At 61.3% G+C, this 22046-nt stretch carries 24 protein-coding genes and 1 tRNA gene; 9 read left to right on the top strand and 16 right to left on the bottom strand.

Translation table 11 applies throughout. The annotated features are described in order from the left end of the window. Positions 1-436: 436 nt before the first annotated feature. From NX84_RS05870 to NX84_RS05860, 3 genes are read left to right on the top strand one after another with little or no spacing between them, the layout of a single operon-like run. Positions 437-1294, top strand: a complete 858-nt coding sequence (locus tag NX84_RS05870) for a type IV toxin-antitoxin system AbiEi family antitoxin domain-containing protein (RefSeq protein ID WP_039674809.1) — start codon at positions 437-439, stop codon at positions 1292-1294. Positions 1295-1351: 57 nt separating this feature from the next. Then, positions 1352-1561: a helix-turn-helix transcriptional regulator gene (locus tag NX84_RS13070; protein ID WP_039674807.1), complete on the top strand. Its 210-nt coding sequence runs from the start codon at positions 1352-1354 to the stop codon at positions 1559-1561. Then, a complete protein-coding gene (locus tag NX84_RS05860) occupies positions 1554-2024 on the top strand; it encodes a hypothetical protein (RefSeq protein ID WP_039674863.1) in 471 nt (156 codons plus the stop codon). Before NX84_RS13070 ends, NX84_RS05860 begins: the two co-directional genes overlap by 8 nt. 386 nt (positions 2025-2410) lie before the next feature. Here NX84_RS05860 and NX84_RS05855 read toward each other — a convergent pair whose 3' ends face one another. The 8 genes from NX84_RS05855 to typA all read right to left on the bottom strand — a co-directional run bounded on the left by NX84_RS05855 (position 2411) and on the right by typA (position 10120). Beyond that, positions 2411-2974, bottom strand: coding sequence for a GtrA family protein (locus tag NX84_RS05855; RefSeq protein WP_039674806.1), 564 nt, complete (start codon positions 2972-2974; stop codon positions 2411-2413). Between the two features lie 77 nt (positions 2975-3051). Then, complete coding sequence (locus NX84_RS05850; protein WP_039674805.1) at positions 3052-3876, bottom strand: pseudouridine synthase; 825 nt, start codon at positions 3874-3876, stop codon at positions 3052-3054. Next, positions 3877-4962 (bottom strand): succinyldiaminopimelate transaminase, encoded by a 1086-nt coding sequence (gene dapC / locus NX84_RS05845; RefSeq protein WP_039674803.1) that lies wholly within the window; start codon positions 4960-4962, stop codon positions 3877-3879. 3 nt (positions 4963-4965) lie between these two features. Next, on the bottom strand, positions 4966-5289 hold the full coding sequence (gene fdxA, locus NX84_RS05840; RefSeq protein WP_005323553.1) for a ferredoxin: 324 nt from the start codon (positions 5287-5289) through the stop codon (positions 4966-4968). Between the two features lie 50 nt (positions 5290-5339). Next, positions 5340-5732 carry a hypothetical protein gene (locus NX84_RS05835; RefSeq protein WP_039674801.1) on the bottom strand — a complete coding sequence of 131 codons (393 nt, stop codon included), beginning with the start codon at positions 5730-5732 and terminating at the stop codon, positions 5340-5342. Continuing rightward, on the bottom strand, positions 5729-6598 hold the full coding sequence (locus tag NX84_RS05830; RefSeq protein ID WP_039674799.1) for a PIG-L family deacetylase: 870 nt from the start codon (positions 6596-6598) through the stop codon (positions 5729-5731). The genes NX84_RS05835 and NX84_RS05830 overlap by 4 nt, the downstream gene beginning before the upstream one ends. After that, positions 6588-8189, bottom strand: a complete 1602-nt coding sequence (locus tag NX84_RS05825; RefSeq protein ID WP_039674798.1) for an ABC transporter family substrate-binding protein — start codon at positions 8187-8189, stop codon at positions 6588-6590. Before NX84_RS05825 ends, NX84_RS05830 begins: the two co-directional genes overlap by 11 nt. A gap of 20 nt (positions 8190-8209) precedes the next feature. Further along, positions 8210-10120 carry a translational GTPase TypA gene (gene typA / locus NX84_RS05820; protein WP_039674797.1) on the bottom strand — a complete coding sequence of 637 codons (1911 nt, stop codon included), beginning with the start codon at positions 10118-10120 and terminating at the stop codon, positions 8210-8212. A gap of 247 nt (positions 10121-10367) precedes the next feature. Here typA and NX84_RS05815 point away from each other — a divergent pair, with 247 nt between their 5' ends. Genes NX84_RS05815 through NX84_RS05805 form a run of 3 tightly spaced genes read left to right on the top strand, consistent with a single transcriptional unit; the run spans position 10368 to position 12591 of the window. Beyond that, positions 10368-11090, top strand: a complete 723-nt coding sequence (locus NX84_RS05815) for an Rv1157c family protein (RefSeq protein ID WP_039674796.1) — start codon at positions 10368-10370, stop codon at positions 11088-11090. Then, positions 11090-11626: a ribonuclease FAU-1 family protein gene (locus tag NX84_RS05810; protein WP_039674795.1), complete on the top strand. Its 537-nt coding sequence runs from the start codon at positions 11090-11092 to the stop codon at positions 11624-11626. The genes NX84_RS05815 and NX84_RS05810 overlap by 1 nt, the downstream gene beginning before the upstream one ends. A 44-nt stretch (positions 11627-11670) precedes the next feature. Continuing rightward, complete coding sequence (locus NX84_RS05805; RefSeq protein WP_039674794.1) at positions 11671-12591, top strand: DUF808 domain-containing protein; 921 nt, start codon at positions 11671-11673, stop codon at positions 12589-12591. A 3-nt stretch (positions 12592-12594) separates the two neighbouring features. Here NX84_RS05805 and zupT read toward each other — a convergent pair whose 3' ends face one another. Then, positions 12595-13392: a zinc transporter ZupT gene (zupT, locus tag NX84_RS05800; protein WP_039674792.1), complete on the bottom strand. Its 798-nt coding sequence runs from the start codon at positions 13390-13392 to the stop codon at positions 12595-12597. A gap of 125 nt (positions 13393-13517) precedes the next feature. On the opposite strand from zupT, the gene NX84_RS05795 reads away from it, so the two are divergent. Together NX84_RS05795 and NX84_RS05790 are read left to right on the top strand one after the other, a co-directional pair. Continuing rightward, on the top strand, positions 13518-14336 hold the full coding sequence (locus tag NX84_RS05795) for a hypothetical protein (protein ID WP_039674788.1): 819 nt from the start codon (positions 13518-13520) through the stop codon (positions 14334-14336). Positions 14337-14584: 248 nt separating this feature from the next. Next, entirely contained in the window at positions 14585-14839 is a 255-nt protein-coding gene (locus NX84_RS05790; protein ID WP_039674787.1) for a hypothetical protein, read from the top strand. A gap of 9 nt (positions 14840-14848) precedes the next feature. Here NX84_RS05790 and NX84_RS05785 read toward each other — a convergent pair whose 3' ends face one another. The 5 genes from NX84_RS05785 to NX84_RS05770 form a co-directional block, all read right to left on the bottom strand. After that, positions 14849-15148: a HigA family addiction module antitoxin gene (locus NX84_RS05785; protein WP_039674786.1), complete on the bottom strand. Its 300-nt coding sequence runs from the start codon at positions 15146-15148 to the stop codon at positions 14849-14851. Between the two features lie 8 nt (positions 15149-15156). Further along, entirely contained in the window at positions 15157-15438 is a 282-nt protein-coding gene (locus NX84_RS12615; RefSeq protein WP_082013920.1) for a type II toxin-antitoxin system RelE/ParE family toxin, read from the bottom strand. Between the two features lie 300 nt (positions 15439-15738). Beyond that, complete coding sequence (selB, locus tag NX84_RS05780) at positions 15739-17505, bottom strand: selenocysteine-specific translation elongation factor (RefSeq protein ID WP_039674782.1); 1767 nt, start codon at positions 17503-17505, stop codon at positions 15739-15741. Beyond that, complete coding sequence (selA, locus tag NX84_RS05775; protein WP_039674781.1) at positions 17506-18792, bottom strand: L-seryl-tRNA(Sec) selenium transferase; 1287 nt, start codon at positions 18790-18792, stop codon at positions 17506-17508. It abuts the gene before it with no gap. A 21-nt stretch (positions 18793-18813) separates the two neighbouring features. Next, positions 18814-18908: transfer RNA gene (locus NX84_RS05770), tRNA-Sec, on the bottom strand. 35 nt (positions 18909-18943) lie between these two features. On the opposite strand from NX84_RS05770, the gene selD reads away from it, so the two are divergent. Further along, entirely contained in the window at positions 18944-19918 is a 975-nt protein-coding gene (gene selD, locus NX84_RS05765; protein WP_039674779.1) for a selenide, water dikinase SelD, read from the top strand. Here the strand turns inward: selD and nrfD are convergent. Then, positions 19908-21002, bottom strand: coding sequence for an NrfD/PsrC family molybdoenzyme membrane anchor subunit (nrfD, locus tag NX84_RS05760; RefSeq protein WP_039674771.1), 1095 nt, complete (start codon positions 21000-21002; stop codon positions 19908-19910). The genes selD and nrfD overlap by 11 nt on opposite strands. Beyond that, on the bottom strand, positions 20999-22042 hold the full coding sequence (locus NX84_RS05755; protein ID WP_039674769.1) for a 4Fe-4S dicluster domain-containing protein: 1044 nt from the start codon (positions 22040-22042) through the stop codon (positions 20999-21001). Before NX84_RS05755 ends, nrfD begins: the two co-directional genes overlap by 4 nt. Positions 22043-22046 lie beyond the last annotated feature (4 nt).

The raw sequence follows: 22046 nt of genomic DNA, 5'->3' as shown, positions 1-22046 counted from the left end.
CGCAAAGGGCGTTGTGAGCTAATCTCGCACCACCCCGCGCCTCTTTCCCTCCCTTCGCGCTCACCGGCGACCACTAGAGCGCCACTCCAGCTCTCCCCGTGAGCGCAAAGGACGTTTGGGGCTAATCCCGCACCACCCCGCGCCTCTTACCTTCCCTTCGCGCTCACCAGCGACCACTAGAGCGCCACTTCAACTCGCCCCGTGAGCGCAAAGGACGTTTGGGGCTAATCCCGCACCACCCCGCGCCGCTTACCCTCCCTTCGCGCTCACAACCGGCCCCCACTACCACACTCCGCCACCCGCCGGTGAGCGCGAAGGGAAGTTATCCACAGGAGAACACCAATCGAGCCCTGGGGGCCGCTCGTGGAAGCTAGTTGTCCACAGGCTGAGGTTGGGGTGATGGGGGCGTCGCTAAGCACTGCTTATTTTCGGCCCTATGAGAACATGGACTACCGCAGAATTACGCGCACAAGGGCTCAGCAAAGAAGCTATCAAGCAAAGGCTTCGTGAGCGCACGCTCTTCCGTGTGCATCGAGGGATTTACACCGACGAGTGGACGCCGCTGGCGGTCGCGCGAGCTTTGGTGCACGGGTTGAGCAACATTCATTTCACGGGCAAGACTGCGCAAGAGATTTACCTTGGGCGACAGCTGACATTTCCGCTAGAAGCAGAGGGACCGCGAACTCTTAAGGGGAAGACTTTTCGCGTGACGCATTCGCGGCTTCGCGCAATAACCAAGGTTGGAGGCTTGCCCGTTGTCGAGGCGCTGTGGTCGGCGCGTCGAATAGCTGGCGCGAGTGGCCCTTTGCTGGAGAAGCATTATCGCGGCAAGGACGGGCCTGGGCGCTTAGAGAAAGACCAGCAGAGGATGCGGCGAGTGCCTCGAAGGCTTAAGGAGGCGATTCGGAACACCCCGATAGGCACGGATAGCCGGTCGGAGCAGGAGCTCAGCCGGAGTTTGCGGGCGAAAGGGATTTACCCGGAGCATAATGTGCTCATCGCGGGGTACCGCTTCGACTTCCTCATTGACAAACTCATCATCGAAGTTGATGGCTGGCAGTACCACAAAAGTAGTGAGGTATTTCAGGCTGATCGGTCGAAACAGAATGCGGCTGTCGCTCATGGCTACACAGTTTTGCGCTTTACTGCCGACGATATCCGCTACCACCTCGATGATGCACTCGGCCTCATTAAAGCGACGCTTGAGCTGCTCAAAGGTCGAAAACCGCAACTGCCCTCGTGCGTGACGCAGCCCTATTGGATGTGGCATTTATGCCTACAACGGTTGCCTTAGTGTCAATTATTCTTTACACTGAGTTATGTAAGCGCGACACACCGTAAAGGAGGTTCGATGCCCGACAACCCCAACATGGTCCGCAAATGGCGACGCTGGCTCGAGCTATCACAGGCTGAACTCGCCGAACGAGCGGGCGTCTCCCGCCAGACCATCGCGAACATTGAGCGCGGCAACTATTCCCCTTCAGTGCATCTCGCCCTAGACATCTGCCGCGAACTTGGAAAAACCGTCGAAGAAATTTTTGGAGATGATCAACATGATTAATGCAATTGCCAACTACTCTCTTCGAGAAATCGAACGCGCCTCGCACGACGAATACGAGCGCGAGACTTTCTACAAAGCCTGCACCATTGCTGCACCCCTAATCCAGTTCCTCGAGCTCGTCGTCGCTGCAGTTCTCGCGTGGGTGCTCCCAGGTCAGATGAGCATGCTCTGCCTTCTTGCGCTCGTTCCCACGGTCATCGGAAACACCATTAGTACGGAGTGGCTGCGCCGTCGCGTCGCCACACCACTCGTCAGCCGCAATTGGATAGTGATGGCCCTTTACCTCGTGCCGCTCATCGTTATGTTCGCCGGCATTGCATTTAACGCCTATGAACCTTCCCCGACCTCCTATCTCATTGGCGCCATAGCAGGTGTTATCACCGTAGTAATCTTGACGCCCTTCATTCGACGTCGCCAGCATCGTCGCGATCAAGCCCGCCTCGATGCCGAACTCGAGGACTAACTGCTTTTATTTTTCCGGCCCGCCCTTCGCGCTCACCGCGGACGGCGGGTGTTGCTGTTTTCTCAACCCCGTGAGCGCCAAAGGTGGTGGCTGCCGTTCGGGTGGTGGCTGCCCTTCTGGTACTACCTGCCCTTCGCGCTCACCGAAACCAAGATTCTCGCAGAATGGGCGTTTCCCGTGAGCGCGAAGGGAGTGGTGGGTGAAGGTCCGCGTCTTTCGCGCTCACCGGAGAAGCACAAAGACCCCGCGACCGGACGCTGGTGAGCGCGAAGGGCGGCGAGGCGAGATGGCAGGAGAGGCGGCGAGGCGGGGTGGTGAGCCCAAAGGGAGGCGGGGTGGCGGGAGAAAGCGGCGGGAAGCCACGCGGCTTCTCGCCGCAATGACGTTTAGGCGGGCTCGGTTTCGTGGACCACGAGTGGCTGCTTAGGCTTTGAGCGGAAGGTCCACAGCTTGTTGAACACAAAATTGATGGGCATGGCCACGACGATGGAAATGGCGTTCGCCCAGTAGTACATCGTGCGGAAGCCGGTGGTGTCGTCGAAGATATGAGGCGGAAGCTGCAGGGGCGAGGTCGGGTTCATGAGCAAGTACTGCACCGCGAGAGTTACCAAATAGGCGCCAATACCAGTGATGAGGAACGGCAAGAATCCTCGCAACCACGACACCTTGTTCACGGACTTGAAGGTCCACATGCGGTTGAGCTGGTAGTTCCACGTATTGGCCACGAGGAAGGCAATGGTGGAAAAAAGCATGAACCAGCGCACGTGGAACTGGGTGCCAAAGAGGTTGAACATCGCGTCATGCGGGGTGGCGCCGAACCACGCCAACCCGCACTTCGCGGCCACGATGGAGGTCGCAATGTTGACCAGCGTGCCCGAACCGCCTACCAGTCCGAACTTGATGAACTGGCCAAGGTTCGAGGCAAAGCGAGCAAAGCTCAAGTCCGCCATGGACCCACCCTTCATGCAGAATGCTCAATATTGATGAATAAAACTTCGTACGAGTTTAGTCCCTCGCCTAGCGCAAACTAAAAACGCGCGCCGCGCACACACTTAAACGCACGTTCATGGCCACTTATGGGGTCAGTAAAGCTCATCGCGACGTGCGCAAGCTGCAAGGGCGAAGAGAAATCATAAAGGTCCAGCCCGCGGTCGATGGGATAGGTATCATCGCCCACGATCGGATGGCCCAGGTGATTGAGCACCACACGAATTTGGTGGGTATGGCCGGTGAGCGGCCAGACGTCGACAAGCGGTCCCCGCGCACGCACGCGAGTCTCCGTAAGAGTACCGGAAGGATCCACGCGCACTTTGCGCTCACCACGCACACGCCGCATGCCCAGCCGCACCGTGCTGTCGAAGGAGAAGGGCGCTGCCACCCGAGCCTGGTAATGCTTCAGCACCGCGCGATCCTGAAAAAGACGCTGGTAACACGGCCGAGTGCGGGGATTGCGCGAGCACAACACCAGCCCGGCAGTCAGCCTATCCAGGCGGTGCAGCGGCACAATCTCGTCCTCTCCGAAATCCACGCGCAGGCGAGTCTGCAGGGCTTCGCGCACGATGCGCCCATTCGACGTCGTGGGCACAAAGTGCGGCTTATCGACGACTATCAGGTCCCCGTCCTCATACACCACCCGGTAGTCAAAGGGAATGGGCTCTTCACGCGGGACGGATGGGTGATACCACGCCAACGTGGGCCCAGGCAATGGAGTGCCTGGATCCAAGCGAGTCCCGGGTGAAAACGCGGAATCGCCCGCCTCCCCTGCCCAATAGGTAGGAGAAGCAGGCACGATGCCGGTGAGCATCACCTTGCGCGGGCTTATGCCTTCGCGCGCTGGTGGGCGAAAGGCCATTTACGCAGCCAAGCGGGCCGAGGCTGCGGCGATGCGCTCATCAGTGCCGTTCAAGCCAATGCGCACATACTGTTCACCGGCGGGTCCATAAAAGTCACCGGGAGCCACGAGGATGCCGCGTTCGGCCAGCCAATCGACGGTCGCCCGGCAATTCTCACCACGCGTAGCCCACAGGTACATGCCGGCCTCCGAGTGCTCGATGGTGAAACCAGCGTCGGTCAGCGCGCGCATAAGCTTGGCGCGGCGGGTGGCGTAGCGCTGGCGTTGGAGGGCTTCGGAGGGGTCGTCGTCAAGCGCGGCGACCATGGCGGCCTGAATCGGGCCCGGAACGATGAGCCCTGCGTGCTTACGCAGTTCCAGCAGCTCCGCGATGAGCGTGCTATCGCCGGCAAAGAACCCGGCGCGGTAGGACGCCATGTTCGCGGTCTTGGACAGCGAATGCATAGCGATGAGCCCGGTGTTATCGCCGTCGGTGACCCGCGGGTCGAGGATGGATACGGGCGGGTTCGCGTCATCCCAACCTAGGCTCATGTAGCACTCGTCGGAGGCCACGATGGCATTGTTCGCGCGCGCCCAGGCGACGATCTCGCGCAGCTTCTCGACGCCCAACACCTTGCCCGTCGGATTCGACGGCGAGTTGATGAACACTAGCGAAGCATCCTCGAAGTCCTCGTCCGCGCGCAGGGGCGTAGCACCAGCAAGAAGGGCACCGACTTCGTAGGTCGGGTACGCCACCGTGGGGAAGGCGACGGTCTGGCCGCGCATGCCCAGCAAGGTGGGCAGCCAGGCGATGGCTTCCTTGGTGCCGATGACCGGCAGGACCGCGTCCACCTGCATGTGGTAGCGGCGTTCTAGGGCCTTCGCGATGGCCTCCCGCAGCTCCTGGGTGCCCTGCGTTTGCGGGTAGCCGGGAGCTTCCGCTACGGAAGAAAGAGCTAGCTGCACACCGGGTGCGACCGGATCGACAGGGTTGCCTACAGAGAGATCCACGATTCCGTCTGGATGGGCCTGGGCCTTCTTCTTGGCATCGGCCAAGGAGTTCCAGGGGAAATCCGGAAGAGTATCTCCGAGCGGCGTGCGGCTCATGGTCTACTCCTGGTTCTGGGGCGGGAGTGCGGCGATCATCGGGACATCGAAGTCCTGCGGTCCCAGGGCAGCGGCGCCGCCCGGGGAGCCAAGGTCATCGAAGAACGCAGCGTTGGCGTCGTTGTAGTCGAGCCACTCATCCGGAACATCGTCCTCGTAGAAAATGGCTTCGACCGGGCAAGCAGGCTCGCAGGCGCCACAGTCCACGCACTCGTCCGGGTGAATGTAGAGCATGCGCTTGCCCTCGTAGATGCAGTCGACCGGGCACTCTTCAACACAGCTACGGTCCATGATGTCGACGCACGGCTGCGCGATGGTGTAAGTCATAAGGGGTTCAAACTCCTGTGTGTCACGGGTTTTCTACGAATAACAGTATGCTACTCCGGCTTCAAAAATGGCCAAACGCTACCCGCGATTCCCGCAGCCAACAGCAGCAGGCTAAGAATATTATTGGCCAATAACGAACCGTCGCCAATGGCTCCTCCCAGCATGAATGCGAGGAATCCGCCCACCCACGCGAATCCCGGCAGCCCCGCGATGTAGGGATTCTCACTCCACAACCGCGCTGTGCGCGTGAGCACCCCGTTGAACCAGAAGGCGATGAGGATAGTGATGGGGAAAGAAACGCTGGTTCCGCCGAACCACGGCACACGTGCGGTGAGGTACACCACCTCGAGGGTCAGCGAGCACAGCGCTCCCAACACCAGCCATACGAGGCCGCCTATTTGCTCGCCGCGAGAGAAATCAGTGCGGATGGCGCGCTCCCTCACTTCTCCCCCAGCAAGGAATGCTGCGGTGCGCCTTGGCCCAGCTGATAATACTCGTGGCGCAGAAGCGGCATGGTGAACAGGTTGGAGAGCGCATAGGCGGCGGGTACTTCAGCGGGGTTGCTGAGTCCAGCCTGGGCTGCATGTGGGTTGACGGGGGTGAGCGAGCCATCAGCCAGCCAAATTTGCGTGGCGTGGGCGAGCATGGCGGCGCGCTTGGAGGCTAGGGGGACGTCGGCAAGCGCATAGGCCACGTCGAATCCTTCGGTGGTGAAGTTATCTAGGTAGGCCTTATCCGGCAGGCTCCAGCCCTCCGGCGGAGTGATGGACTCCAGCGCGCGGTAGTGGGCAGCGCGCTCGAAAATGGCCCACCAGATGCGCTGCTCTGGCGCCGCGGCCGCATGCACCGCGCGGTGCACCGCAATGTGGTCTGGGTGGCCATAGCCACCATCGGGGCCATAGGTAAGCACGGCATGCGGCTGCAAACGCTGCAGGTGGGCCTTGAGCAAGTCCGCTGCTTCGTCCACGCGGTTAACCAGCGCCTGTGGGTTCTCGTGTGCGGGTGAACCTGCCATGCCAGAATCACGGAAGTGTCCGAACCCGCCGAGCTGGATGCCGCGAACCCCCAATGTGTCGAGGGCACGTTTCAGCTCCCAAGCGCGGAAACCGCCGAGGCGATCACTTTCCGCCAGAGCCTGGTAGGGCTCGCCGATGACCTCGCCTTCCTCACCCAACGTTGCGGTAATGACGGTGACGTCGGCGCCGCGAGCTGCCATATCCGCTAGGGTGCCACCGGTGAAGAGCACCTCGTCATCCGGGTGTGCATGCACGGCTACAACACGGTAACCGGTGAGATCTTTAGTCATCATCTTTCCTCCACTGCGGTGCGCTGACGAGTCCTGAATCCCAGTCCTCGATGCTTTGTCCGGGCCCCACGATACCTTTGCCCAAGGCGTGAATTCGTACCTCATTCAGCAGAGGGACAAAAAGCACGTGCTCCGCATTAAGCTGCTTCACCCGCTCCTGGGCCGCCAAGGAGTCGAGGGAACCATCGAGGATGTTCGCCGCGGTTTCCTCGGCCTGCTCGGGGCAGAAGCCGCTGAGCTCACCTGCGGGGCTACTCGACGTCGCACAGGTGAAGAAGTCCGCCATATTCAACGAATCTTTGCCATTCTCGTCCCAGGCCAGGACCACGTCCACCTTGCCTGCGGGGAGCAGCTCCGTGGTGATGGTGCTGAGGCGTTCGGAGACGATTTCGACGTCGATGGCCTTCGACTGCAACACGTCCGCGATGGTATTCGCTGCCGCCAGCGCAGTGGGGTTGAGCGGATCGACGGCGATGCGCAGCGGCTTGCGGCCGGCACGCTCGCGTAGCGGGAAGAGCTCGACGGGGTCGCTAAAAGGATTGTGGCCGGGCTCTAAGTTGGAGGAACGACCGGTGGCCAGACGCGCGATCTGCTCGGTGTCGAGCAGAGACGCCAGAGCGCGGCGTTGGGCTTCTTCGGGCAAGGCCTCCTCGAGAGTGGACATGTGCACGCGCAACTGGCGAGGGCGCGTCACTACCCCGGTATTGACGTTGTTGAGCAGGCTCAGACTCTCCAGACTGGTCTGCTGCGGAGTAAAATCCGCAAACCCAATCTGGTGCGAGCGCAGCATATTCACAGCCTGGGTGGTATCTCGTAGGGCGCGGAGCTGGATGACGTCAATGGTCGCAGGGTCCTCACCCCAGAAGCGGTCATTGCGATTCAGCGTGATGACACCGCGGCTGCGGTCCATGCCGGCCACCATGTAGCGCCCAGCCGAAGCCGGAATACCCTCCGAGAGGACCGAGGCAAACTCCTTGTCCACGAGCAAATGCGAGGGCAGCAAATGGGCAAAGAGTTTGTGCCAATCATCGACGCGCTGCTTAAAGTCCACCGTTACAACGCGGCCGCTTCCCGACGTCCTCACCGCCGAGATTGCCTGATACCCCGAGGCCATATTGACTCCGGGTGTGCGGGTGATCTGTGACCACAGGTAGTGGAAATCCGAGCCGCTGATAGGCGTGCCGTCCGACCACTGTGCGGGCCCGGCAATGGTGTACCGCACGCGCATGGCGACGTTATCTGGGTCATCAACCTCCTCTGCCGATTCCAGCACGTCCGTATCCATCTCATCGCCGTGGAAGGCGGAGGGAAGGACGAGCTCCGCAATCTGGCTCACCAATTCAGAGTTATTCGCTATGAGGTGCGGATTGAGGCCGCCCCGCAGCGGGTCCACGCCAATGGCCACGGTGCTGCGTTCAGGCAGCTCGTCTTCCTCCGGCACCTCCTCTGGGGTGGGGCTTTCCGTAGTCGACTCGGTGGGCGAAGAACTTTGCTCGTCCGCCTCCACGACGGGCGGTGGTCCAGGATTAGCCTGGCAAGCGCTCAACCCGCTGACCAGCACACACGCAGCCAGCAACCGGGAGAAACGGACCACGCCACCACACCTTCAACGCTTTACTTGTTCAGCTGCTTCGCGCGAGCAGCGGCACGCTTGCGGTCGGTCGCGGAGAGTTCGACCTTGCGCACGCGCAGCACCTTCGGGCCAACCTCGACGCACTCGTCGTTGCCACAGAATTCGAGCGCCTCATCGAGGGACAGGGACTTCGCCTTGGCCAAGGTGACGGTGGCATCAGCGGTGGCGGAGCGCATGTTGGTGAGCTTCTTTTCCTTCGTGATGTTGATGTCCATATCCTCATCACGGTTGTTAGCACCAACGACCATGCCCTCGTAGGCCTCCATACCCGGTTCGACGAAGAAGTCGCCGCGGTCGGCCAGCTGCTGCAGAGCGTAAGCGGTGATCTGGCCGGAGCGGTCAGCCACGAGCGAGCCGGTTGGGCGGGCCTTGATTTCGCCAGCCCAGACGTCTAGGCCGTCGGAGATGGAGTTGGCGATGCCAGCACCGCGGGTCTCGGTCAGGAACTGCGTGCGGAAACCAATCAGGCCACGGGCAGGGATGCGGAAGACCATGCGGACCCAGTCGCCCTCGCGGACGTCCATGGACTGCATCTGGCCCTTGCGACCAGCCAGCAGCTGGGTAATGGCTCCCTGGTGCTCTGAAGGGGAATCGATGGTGAGCATCTCGTAGGGCTCCATGGTCTTGCCATCGATAACCTGGGTGACCACCTGCGGCTTGCCGACGGTCAACTCGAAACCTTCGCGACGCATGTTCTCAATGAGCACGGACAGAGCCATCTCGCCGCGGCCCTGAACCTCCCAGGCATCCGGGCGGTCCGTCGGCAGCACCTTGATGGACACGTTACCGATGAGCTCCTGGTCCAGACGGGCCTTGACCATGCGGGCAGTGAGCTTGTCGCCGCCGCCCTGACCAGCCATTGGGGAGGTATTAACACCAATGGTCATGGAGATGGCCGGCTCATCAACCTTGATGCGCGGCAGCGGCTTCGGGTCCTCGACGTCGGCGATGGTGTCACCAATCATGATGTCGGAAATACCGGAGATGGCAACGATGTCACCGGCGATAGCCTCGGTATCGGGCTGGCGCTGGAAACCGACGGTGCGCAGCAGCTCTGCCACCTTGACGGTCTTGGTGTGCATCTCGCCTTCATCATCGTAGTGAATCCAGGCCACCTGCTGGCCCTTCTTGATGGTGCCGGAGTAGATGCGCAGCAGAGCAATACGGCCCAGGAAGTCATCGGAGTCCAGGTTGGTCACGTGTGCCTGCAGCGGACCGTCGACGGAGGCGGAGGGCTCGGGGAGGACGTCGTAGATGACGTCGAAAAGCGCCTGCAGATCCTCAGCATTTGGGACGTTGCCGTCGCCCGGGTTCTCGGTGGAAGCCTTGCCCTCGCGGCCAGAAGCGTAGAGAACCGGCAGATCCAAAAGCTCCTCAGCGGCCGCAGCAGCTTCCTCATCTTCGAGGCCGGCGGCAATCTCCAGCAGCAGATCCTGAGCCTCGCCGACAACCTCGTCGATGCGGGCATCGGGACGGTCGGTCTTGTTGACGCAGATGATCACCGGCAGCTTCGCTTCGAGGGCCTTGGTGAGGACGAAGCGAGTCTGCGGGAGGGGGCCTTCGGAGGCGTCGACAAGCAGCACGACGCCGTCCACCATGGAAATACCGCGCTCGACCTCGCCACCGAAGTCGGCGTGGCCCGGGGTATCGATGACGTTGATGATGAGATCCCCGCCATCCTTGCCTAGGCCCTTTCGGTGAATGGCGGTGTTCTTGGCCAGAATGGTGATGCCGCGCTCGCGCTCCTGATCGTTGGAGTCCATGACGCGATCCGAGTGTTCGCCATGGTCGCCGAAAGCGCCGGACTGCTCCAGCATGCCGTTGACGAGGGTGGTTTTACCGTGGTCAACGTGTGCGACGATGGCTACGTTACGGAACTCAGTATTACTCACGTGTGGGGTGCTCCTTCAAGCATGATGCGTTAGCGGTGTGAACGGCCCTTAAATATACTCGCTCCCCCACATCCATGCAGCATCGCGCCCCTTGTGTAACGAATTCATATCGAGTGCCGACATACCCCACAGTAGAGCTCGTTTCGAGTTGACTACGCCAAAAAAGTGAATATCGTGACAGCAGATACTGTTGTGGCGCGTGTGACTAATGTTGTTTGCGCGCGCCGTCTTCTACACAAGGATGTCCATGGCTCTCAACGAACAGCACTCCACCGGCAGCGCCGCCCATCGCGGCCTAGCCGGAATCACTGCTGCTGCGATGCTGGGCCTGCTCAGCGTCACCCCTGCGCATGCTGACGCACCCGATCTCTCCTCCCTGGCCACTGCTGCACACAGCAGCAACCCGCTGGACAGCCTCGGCCGCCCCACCCCGGAGACTCAGGAACGCGTCCGCGCTTTCGCCGCACAGCCATGGATCCCCCAGGATGCCCGTAGCGCTATCCTCACCGCCCTCAATTTCACTGCTGGTGAAGACGGTGAAGGTGGCGTGGCCATGCCGGAGGGCAATAACCCCGCCTTCCGTCAGTTCTACTGGCCTACGGTCTCCGCGCAGTGCATCGGCGGGCAGGGCGATTCGGTCGGTTCGGCCATCGCTGTACCCGGCCCTACCGATATCCCCGCTCCCGGCGCCGGGGAAGGCGAAACCGTCTTCCTCTTCACCGCCTTGGGCACGCCCACCGCAGCTGAGCAGCAGGGCGCAATGAACGTCCAGTGGTTCAACCTGGATACGTTCCAGTTTGGCACCACTCCGCTGTTCAACAACGGCATCAACGCCGATGGCCCCACGACTGTTTCTGGCCGCGCCAGCACTGGTAAGGGCACGGTCGTGGCAATCCTGTCTGGTTCGGTCAACACTGCTGATTCCTCATGTTCCTTCCCACCCACCGCGGCCTTCCTCGAGGTGAACTAATGAGTACTGATCTTCATCCAGTCAAGCAGGAGACCTTTAATACGGCGGACAACACTAACGTTGACCCCAAAGGATTTTTGCGCGAGGTAGACACCTACCGCGTCACCGACTTCGGCCTCTACATGGCCCGCGGCGCCAACCACCCGCGCTTTGGCTACCTCGAATCGTGGCTCCTGCCGGAACTCGGCCTGCGCGCCAGCATCTTCCACTTCCGCGAAGGCGTTGAAGTGGAGCAGGACTTCTACTTTGATGTCGCCGATATCGATATTGACGGCGACGTGTGGACCACGCGCGATCTTTATGTTGACCTGGTCTCCACTTCCGGCGAGCCGGTCGACGTGCTCGATATCGACGAGCTCGCCGCCGCCACCTCCACGGGACTCATCAGCGCCGAAGAGGCCGAGCGCGCCATGGAACGTACCCTCACGGCCGTCGAAGGTATTACGCGCTATGGCGATGACGCCATGAACTGGCTGCGCACGTTGGGCATGGAGCTCACGTGGGCTGAAAATGTGGAACTCGTCCCGGCCGAGTAACCTAGGGAAAGCACTTTTCTCCCTACCTCAAAAGGATGTAAACCATGGCCGGTGGCCTGTTCGCCCTGCTTGACGACATCGCCCTCATCGCCCGCTCCGCTGCCTCCAGCGTTGATGACGTGGCGGCACTGGCAGGCAAGACCTCCATGAAGTCCGTCGGTGTGGTCGTCGACGATGCAGCCGTGACCCCACAGTTCGTTGATGGTGTGAAACCGCAGCGCGAGCTGCCCATGATTTGGCGCATCACCAAGGGCTCGCTCATCAACAAGCTCATCATCATTTTGCCCATCGCGCTAATCCTCTCTTGGATCGCTCCGTGGGCCCTCACCCCGATTCTCATGTGCGGCGGCACCTACCTTTGCTTCGAGGGCGCGGAAAAGATTATCCATGTCCTCTTCCACCGCGGCGAGGAAGAAAAGAAGCCCGTCCGGGAAGAAGGCGCAAGCGCCGAGGATTCCCTGGTGCGCTCCGCTATTACGACCGACCTTATTCTCTCCGCGGAGATCATGGTCATCTCGCTCAACGAAGTCATAGATCAGCCCTTCTGGATGCGCTTGGCGTCCCTTATCATTGTGGGCATCATCCTGACTTTCGGCGTTTATGGCGCGGTCGCGGTCCTGGTGAAAATGGATGACATCGGCATGGGCCTCCTTGAGCGTAACAACGGCGAGTCCGCTCTCGGCACCGCCTTGGTCAAAGGTATGCCCGTGGTCCTCGACATCATCGGTGTCATCGGTACCGCCGCCATGTTGTGGGTCGGTGGCCACATCGTCATTAAGGGTCTGCATGAGTTCGGTGCGGAGCAGCCCTATGGCTTCATCCACGGTGTCACCGAAAACATCAGCAATGGCGCGCTGACCTGGCTGGCGGATACCGGCATGTCCATGGTCTTCGGCCTCATTCTGGGCACAGTCGTGGCCACCGTCATCATGGCGGTCAAGGCCACCGCTGAGCGCGTGAAGTAGCGCCTACATAAACAACATCAGCGATACCGCCATGATGGCCATGCCGGCGATGAGCCCGTAAATGGCGAAGTGATGCTTGCCGGTCTCCTCCGCGGTGGGCAGAAGCTCATCGAGAGAGATGAAGACCATGATGCCGGCGATGGCGGCGAAGCTAAAGCCCATCGTCGCCGGCCCAATAAAGGGCATAAGAATAGCAAAGCCGATGAGCGCACCGACAGGCTCCGCGAGACCTGAAATGGTGGCCCACCAGAAGGCTTTCTTCCGCGAGCCCGTCGCCGCGCGCAGAGGCACCGCCACGGCAATGCCTTCCGGAATATTGTGAATGGCAATGGCCACGGCGATCGGAATCGCAATTTCAGGGGCCTCCAAGCCGGAGAGGAACGTAGCAAAACCCTCGGGGAAGTTGTGCAGCGCCAGGGCAAAGGCGGTGAAGACACCTGTCTTCATGAGTCTCCTGCGGCGTGCTTCTTCCTCCGTCGTCGCCGGCTCGTGCGGGTTGATTTCCTCCGGCACGGCACGGTCAATGATGGCGATGACGGCAATACCGACAAAGAACGCGATGACCCCCAGCCAGGTGGCAGTTTTTTCGGTTCCGGAGGCCTCCCCCAGCTTGGCGATGCCTTCCGGGAGAATCTCCATAAAGGACACGTAGAGCATCACTCCCGCAGACAGGCCCAGGGCAGTGGCCATAAACCCCGGGCCTGGCTCGCGCTTTCCGACGGCCAACGCGCCCCCGATGGACGTCGACAAGCCAGAAAAGAGCACGAGGCCAAATGCGAAAGCGACGGTGGCTAGATCCATAGTGGGAAACTATAGCGCTTTTGAGTCGTCGTCCGTGGACGTCGCCACAGAGATGATTCCCCCTCTGCGTAAGATTGATAAAGTCCACCCTTCCCCCCAACAACACGAGGTGACTTCGCACAACCATGGCGCTGTACCCGCTGGCCCCCTCTTACTTCGGTGTTGAGCACGTGGCGGTCCTCGACCACGTCAGTCTCAGCACCGCGTTGAGCATCCCGGGGTTGGCATCGGAGCCTGTGCTTGTCGACGTCTCCCTCATCCCCGACCCCGCCACCCGCGGCTGGCGCATCCGCTCGCCTTTTGGCTTCTTGGGAGCACTCGATGGCGAGGAGTCCGCGGAGTATCCCTCACTTGCTCGTCTGCGTTCGACCGGCCTGACGCCGTCGACGCATGCGACGGTCGAGATTATCGACGGTGCTGTCGACGTGGCAGTCGCCCTCGGCCTTGATCCCTGGATGATTCCCGCAAACAACCAGCCGGAAGGCACCGCCTTGGTCACCGGCGGGCACGGCGCGCTTATCGACGTCTCCGCCGGCCAGCTCACCGCCCATCAACTCCGCGAGATGGGCACCCAACAGCTCATTGTTTCCCTCGTCGTCCTCGACGACACAGTGCTCGCTACCCACGGCGATCTCGTCCTTGGCCCGTGCACATCTCTAAGCGACTCCCCCGCCCTCGCCGCTGCCTTCGAGGCTGCCGCCTCTTCCGGCGTAACTCTCGCCGCCCGCGCTTATGCCGCTTCCGGCCGCTTGGCCGTCGACCTGCCCCTCGATACCAGCGCGCTCTTTTCCCCCGCGCTTCCCCCGCTGCCGCTTTCGCCGGATCACCCCGCCATTCCGCCTGTTCTCGACCTCACCGCCGACTGGGAGGTCACCGTCCCGGCTGACCCTCTCGCATCCCCGCTTCCCACCGGCCCGCGCACCTTCATCTCCCCGAACGCTTAGCGCCCTCCTGCCACAGCTTCCCCGCCACCGCTCGCCTACCACCAAGGGGGCAAAAGCACCTTTTAACAAGTACTTTATGCACTTCTCCTTACGCTTCGACCTGGGCTTTCTCCAAAACCGCCCCACAAATGGTTCCCCTACTTTGGTTCCTCTGCCTGTCCATCTCGAGTTCAAGACAATATCCCGCTAGCAAATGTAGAGTTACCCATCACATACATGCAGTCACTCTAGCGTTCAGGAGTCACACAATGGCCAACAAGAAGCGCAACAACCGTAACAGTCAGCCTTCAACACAAACCGAGTCCGAGCGCATTGAAACCTCAAAGCGTCGCTACAATCGTCGGATGGAGCATATGGCCACTCGCCAGAAGCGATACGCCGATCGTGATTTTGCAATATGGGCTGAAGATTCCTGGGGAAGCGACGACCCCGATGTCGGCAGCCGACGTTCCGTTCACTCACACTCCGGCGGCCGCGTGCAGTCGAACCGTTCGCGTTACTGAATCTTGCACTCAGGCCACTTCGAGCGGCTTAATACTGCTGACTTCTTCAGCGATTGAATCCTCTGCTATTTCGAGCTCGTATCGTCCTTGCAAGTTCACCCAGAACTGCGGTTCTACCCCGAAATACCTTCCTAAACGCAGCGCAGTGTCTGCTGTAATTCCGCGCTTGCCGTGGACGATCTCGTTAATCCTGCGCGGAGGGACTCCAATGGCCATAGCTAACTTATGCTGGGTAATCCCAAATGCCTTAATGAAGTCTTCGTTGAGTACTTCTCCAGGATGAATAGGTGGATACAACTTGGTACTCATGCCGTTCCTTAGTGATAATCCTCTATTGCCACATCCGCCGGGCCCGCTTCGGTCCAGCGAAAAGTAATCCTCCATTGTTGATTGACTCGAATGCTGTACATCCCCTTTCGATCACCTTTCAAAGCTTCCAATCGGTTCCCCGGCGGAACACGCAGCGATTGCAGGGAAACTGCTGCATCAAGCTGATGAAGTTTTCTATTTGCAGTCTTGTGAATTCTTGAATCGATCCGGGGTGACGCTTGGCGCAACCAGACAAGCTCGGTGTCTCGGTTAGCAAACGACTGAATCATGTACTCAATCTACAAAACATAACGGAATCCGTCAATAACGATATCCGTTAAGTTGCCAGACGCTCATGCCTAGAGTGCTCTCTTAACTTTGAAGGCATCCTCTCATTGCAATGAGAGACCATAGGCACCTTTTAACTAGTACCTTATGCACTTATCCTTACGCTTCGACCTGGGCTTCTCCGAAACCACCCCACAAATGGTTCCCCTACTTTGGTTCCTTTGCTCCTAGTACCGAGCCAGTGCTCCCCAGCCATCACGCCAGGCACCGCGCTCTACTGCTAAGCAGCCGCCCACCAGCACCTAGCGCACCGTCCGCTGCCCGTCTACCAAGCGAGTCACCCCAATCGAATCAAGGTGCTCTAGCAGCGGGATAGCAACCCGGCGCGTCGTCCCCAACGCTTTGCGCGCAGCCGAAAGCGTAAAAGGCTGCTCCAGCTTGGCAACCACAGCCTGTGCTTCACGGGGCGCGGAGGGCAGCAACACCACTCCCCCGTACAGTCGGAGCAAACGCCCGGCGCGCTCGGCTGCGGCAAGCTCTTTGGCACCCAGACCTAGGTCCTTAAGGTCTTCAGCTTCCGGTGCTGCAAAAGGCTCATCGCGCAAGCGGCGCTCGAGCTCGGCCACGCCTTTTTCTGCTGACCCCAAATCCACACTCTGACCTGGCAGGCGGAGCACGCCGTCGACCGATTCGACCTTGGCCGCTGCCACCGCTAGTCCCAGAAGTGCGGGTTCAGTGAGCTGCAAGGAATCCATGGCAGCTGGCCGCGGCAGCCCCGGCGCAAGCGGGTTGGCCTCTGAATGCTCCGTCACCGCGCGCAGCAACTCCTGCTTCCAGAGGGAAACCTGGCCAGCGGAGATCCACCAATCCCGAAACTCAATGATTCCTGCTGGCTGCTCCGATATGGAAAACCCATCGCGGATGAGGTTGTCCACGCGGTCGTAGCCGCTACGCTTTAGCCAATCGGCCGGGTCCTGAGGCATCACCTTTGCCAGCTGCTCTGCTCGCTTCTTTGCGTCTCCGCGCCGAGTAAGCGGAGCTGGGTGCACATCCACGACCTCTACTCCGGCCACCACGTGCCGCCCACCGGGGCTACGCACGACAAATCTATCGAGCAGAGTCAACGGTAACGGAGTATCAAGAGTCAACCGCGCGAACTCGCCGCCTAAAGGCCGCAGCCGCGCGCCTACTCCAGCAGTGCCAGTGTGGACCACAAGGTTTCGAGGCAGCTCAGCCATATCAGTACCAAACGTGCGCCGCACATCCACCGACTCAAGTACGCGCCATGCACCAGGACTGAGCAGCGCATCACCGCGATGAATCTCGTCCGCATCTACCCCGCGGAGGTTCACCGCCACGCGAGAGACCGGCCCCACCGAGGGCACGGAAGCATTCTCACTCTGCAGTCCTCGGACCGCGGCCTTTCGATCTCGCAGCATGAGTTCATCGCCCACCGCGAGTGTGCCCGCCGCCAGCGTTCCCGTCACCACGGTGCCCGCGCCTTTGACACTAAACGCACGGTCTACCCAAAGCCGCACCCGGGCATCCTTCTCCGGCGCTGGCATGCCAGCAAGGAGAGCATCTAAAGACGCTCGCAGCTTATCGACGCCCTCCCCCGTCTTCGCCGACACCTCAATCACGGGGGCATCAGCCAGCTGTGTGCCAGCCAGCTCTGCCCGGACCTGTGCTGCAACCTCTGCTCGGCGCGTCTTATCCGCCTTATCGGCACGGGTCAGCGCCACCATGCCATGCTGCACGCCGAGCGCGCGCAGCGCATCGCGATGGTCGGTGGACTGCGCCTGCCAGCCTTCGTCGGCAGCGACGACGAACAGCACCACGGGGGCCGGACCCACTCCGGCCAACATGTTGCCCAGGAATTTCTCGTGGCCCGGTACATCCACAAAGGCCACGTCCGCGCCGGAGTCCAGCCTGGTCCACACGAACCCTAAGTCAATAGTGAGCCCGCGACGCTGTTCCTCGTCCCACCGATCCGGCTCCATGCCGGTCAGCGTCTTCACCAAGCTGGACTTGCCGTGATCCACGTGGCCCGCGGTAGCAACGACAAACACCTACATCACCGCCTGAATCGCAGCAATGAGCTCCGCATCCTGGCTCTCTGGCACGCACCTCACGTCCACAAGGCAGTGCCCTTGGCTCACGCGTGCCACCACAGGTGTGGCCCCCAAACGCAGCGGACGCGCCAGGTCTTCCGGCAACGCCACGGCCCAACCGGGCAGTGGCACCTCCGGGGCACCGCCGCCGCCCACGCGCCCGTCGTGCTCGACGACGTCTGCCCCGACCGCGGCGGCAATCCTCGCAGTGCGCTCCTTTTGGCGCTCGGCAGAAATATGCAGCGCCTCGTGCACCGCGTTGGTCGAGGTAGAAATAGCCGCTTCCAAGGCATTGAGGCGTAGCTTGTCAATACGCACCGCCCGTGCCAGCGGGTGTTTCTTGCAGGCAGCAATGGCCTCCTTCGTCCCTACGAGCACGCCTGCCTGCGGGCCTCCGAGCAGCTTGTCCCCAGAGAAAAGCACCACGTCGGCGCCATTGCGCAGGGCCTCGCTCGCGGAGGGTTCGTCGGGAAGCACCTCATCCGGCGTGAGTAGTCCCGAACCGATATCCGCAATAAGCGGCAAGTCCGTCAGTTGACGCAACTGCGCCACAGACACCGAAGAGGTAAAGCCGCTGATGAGAAAGTTCGAAGGATGCACTTTGAGAATCGCGCCCGTCTTCTCCCCCAAGGCGCGCTCATAATCGGCCAGGTGCGTACGGTTCGTCGCTCCCACCTCGCGCAGCCGCGTAGCCGTGGATTCGATGAGCTCCGGAAGCCGGAAGCCCGCGCCGATCTCGATGAGCTCCCCGCGCGAGATAATGACCTCCTTGCCGGGCGCCAGCGCCGCCGTAGCCAACAGCAACGCGGACGCACCGTTGTTCACCACGAGCGCGTCCTCCGCGCCAGGGCACGCGGCCAGTACCGCCTCAGTAGCTGCGCGGCCCCTGTTTCTGGAGCGCAGCCCACTGTCCAGATCCATTTCGACATCTGTGTAAGACGCCGCCGCCACGAGTGCATCGACCGCTGCGGGCGGCAACGGGGCGCGGCCCAGGTTCGTGTGAACAATAACGCCTGTGGCATTAATGACCGGACTCAAAGAATAGGGCCGTACATCCTCTAGCCTCGCAGCCAGCTCCTCCTCAATCTGGGAGGGCGCGAGGGAGGCGGAGCGGACGTCGTCAAGCACAGCGTCAATAACCGCACGAACCCTGTACGGCGCCACGCGCTCGTGCGCTGCCTGCACTGCCGGATACTGGAGGATCACATCCATCTTGGGGATGAAGCGGCGGGGGTCTGTCGTCATGGGTCCTCCTAGCTGCGCGGATGGCGGAGACGGACAGGAATCGAACCTGCCAGACCGAGATGCTCGGCCTCACCGGTTTTGAAGACCGGGGCGCCCACCAGGACACGTACGCCTCCGCCTGCTCACCTTACACGTGGCTAAAGTAGTACTTATGACTGACATTAAACTAACGTCCTTTGCCGCCGGTGGCGGCTGTGCATGCAAGATTCCCCCGGGCGAACTCGAGTCTGCCGTTGAGGGACTCGTGGGCACCGCAGACCCCAACGTGTTGGTCGGGCTTGACGACGGCGACGATGCCTCCGCCGTGCGCATCCCAGATGGTCTCGCGGTCATCTCTACCGCGGACTTCTTCACGCCGATGCTCAACGATCCATACGACTGGGGCCGTGTCGCCGCTGCCAATGCGCTTTCCGACGTCTACGCCATGGGCGGCACCCCCATTACCGCCATCAACCTCGTCGGCTGGCCGCGCGAGGTGCTTGGCCTCGACATTTTGCGCGAGGTCCTGCGCGGTGGAATGGACGTGGCATCTCAAGCCGGCATCTCCATCACCGGTGGTCACTCCATCACTGCTCCGGAACCCACCTATGGTTTGGCGGCCACGGGCATCGTCCACCCGGACAAAATCTTGCGCAACGACGCCGCCGAGGCCGGGCTTCCCATCACGCTGACCAAGCCGATTGGCGTGGGCATCCTCAACAATAAACACAAGGCCACCGGCGAGGTCTCCCAGGCCGCGGTGGACTCTATGACCACGCTGAACCGCGATGCGGCCGCTGCCGCGGTAGCAGCCGGGGTACGTGCCGCCACCGACGTCACCGGCTTCGGACTGTTGGGGCACCTCTACAAGATGTGCCGTGCCTCCGGAATCGGTGCGGAGCTCGACTTCTCCGCTGTTCCTGCCGTTGAGGGCGCGAAGGAAGCCCTGGCAGAAGGGTTCATCCCGGGCGGCTCGCGCCGCAACCTGGAGTGGGTACGCTCCCACCTCGACACCGAGCTCAGCGAGGAGGACCTCGTTTTCCTCGCCGACGCCCAGACCTCGGGCGGCCTGCTCGTCATCGGCGAGGTTCCCGGTTACCCGGTCATCGGCCGCACCGTGGAAGGCTCCGGGATTACTATCCGCTAGTCACCGTCGAGCGCTTCAGGCCCTCTGCCCTGCGGCGGGCCTCCGCGCGGCGCTTCTGCGGCCCGATGGTCGTCGACGGATCCTTCACCGCTTCCAATCCAGCGTTAAGCACGCCAAAACGTGTGCAGGCTGAGCCCGCCATCAGCGCTAGGCCCGAAACTACCGCTACCGCCCGCGATTTCGTCAGCGCCGCTACTGCGGATCCCACGCCGCCAGCTGCGATGAGCGCCTCGGAAGCCTTCATGAGCTTTCCTGGAATCCCCTCATGCAGCGGGCGCTTGGGCTCGGGCTCCATGTTGTCTTCCATAAACCGCGTGGCGACCAGGTCACTCGCAGCGGCCGTCATGCCAAGAACACGTGCGGGCGCGGCACTCTCTACTGGGGTGAACACCATGGCAGCTCCTGATGCGGCTGCCGATGCTGAGGACACGAACACGTACGGCAGATGCTTCTTCGCATCATTCCACGTCGGATTCGAGGTATTCGCCAGCAAGACTGCGGTGTATCCGGCCAGCGGACCACCGAATACTCCGGCCACCACGCCAGCCGGACCAGCTGCCTTATCAAGGAGACCCCGAACCTTAGCGGGAAGCACTCCCCCGACCAGTTCATCAGCTTCCACAGCCGCAGGGAGTGCGGCAGCCGAGGCGAAACTCCCCAGAATCCACGAGCCGATAGACATCGGTGAGGTCACCTTAAACACGCGGAACATGTTAAGGAGGCGCTCCGGGCGACCCAAGTCCAGAATCAAGAACACCGAGCCTACCGACGCCGCCGAAAAGGCCGTCAGCCTCGTCGAACGGCGCAATTCCTTATTACCCGTCGCCTGCGCACCAGTAGCCAGCAGAGCCGAACCGCCCGCGAGGCCACCAAGGAAGAGGTAGCCACCAATCGGCCACTCCCAGGGCGGAGCCTTGACCACGGGTTTGCCGTAATAGGAAGTGAACTCGAAGTCCTCCGCCATGCGCTGTTCTTTGGAGCCGTCCTGGGCGCCAGCGCCTACCCGCTTACGCTTCTTAGCACCTTTTTTGCCGCGAAAGCGACGTGGCTCTTGCGGCGGGCGGTACTCATCAAACTCGCTCACTTGCGGCCTCCCATCACGAATGCTCCTGCTACGGCGAGTGCCATTCCTCCGATGGCTTTCACCGCGGTCTTGTACATCTGCGGCAAGTCTGCCGTGGGCACGCGAGGATCGGGCGGCAGACCATAGACCTCCGGCGAATCCAGCAGCAGGAAGATGGAACCGGTACCGCCGACGCCATCCTCGCTATTCGCTCCATACAGACGTGCCTCAGTAAGCCCTTGCTCGTGCAGCACGCGAACGCGTTCCTGCGCTGCAGCAAGCATCTCCTCATAGGGTCCGAACTGGATGGAATCCGTAGGACATGTCTTCGCGCAGGCGGGCTGTTCACCAATCTTGAGTCGGTCGTAACACATGGTGCATTTCTGGGCCACGCCGAGGTTCTTAATAGGCATGGACTGTCCCGGCACGTGGTCTGGGCCCTGTGGCTTGAGCTGCTTGAGCTTGGCCAACACGTTCACGCCCGCGTGATCAGGTACCTCATAGTCCACGGTGGCTGTCTTATCTGCTTTAAGCGTGACGCCTCCATCATCGCGGCGCTCAATCACGCCGAAGGGGCAGCCGGCCACACAGGTACCGCAGCCATTGCACACGTCATCCTGCACCACGACTGTGCCGAACTCCGAACGGAACAACGCACCCGTCGGGCAGACATCGAGGCAGCCCGCGTTGGTGCAGTGCTTGCACACATCGGAGGACATGAGCCAGCGGAAGTCGTCGGTATCTGGTGGCGTCGTCGGTGCTTTACTCGTCGGCATACCCAGCGAGATGAGCTGGCGGCCCTCCTCACGTGCCTGTTCAATGCGCTCGTTGTTCTGCTCAACAAACGCCACGTGACGCCACGTGTTTGCGCCTAAGGAACCGGTGTTGTCATAAGAGTTACCGGTCACCGCATAGCCCTCCACTGGGTTGCGGTTCCACTCTTTACACGCCACCTCGCAGGCCTTACATCCAATACAAATGGAGGTATCGGTAAAGAAGGCCATTCGCTGGTAGGACTCGTAGCCGTGCTTGTCGGCTTTTTCCGTTAATGCATTAGCCACGGTG

Origin of the sequence: Corynebacterium minutissimum (genome assembly GCF_000805675.1) — a bacterium.
In the GTDB taxonomy this organism is placed as follows: Bacteria; Actinomycetota; Actinomycetes; order Mycobacteriales; family Mycobacteriaceae; genus Corynebacterium; species Corynebacterium minutissimum.
Note: the sequence above shows the minus strand (reverse complement) of the source record. Positions and strands in the feature narration are given on the sequence as shown.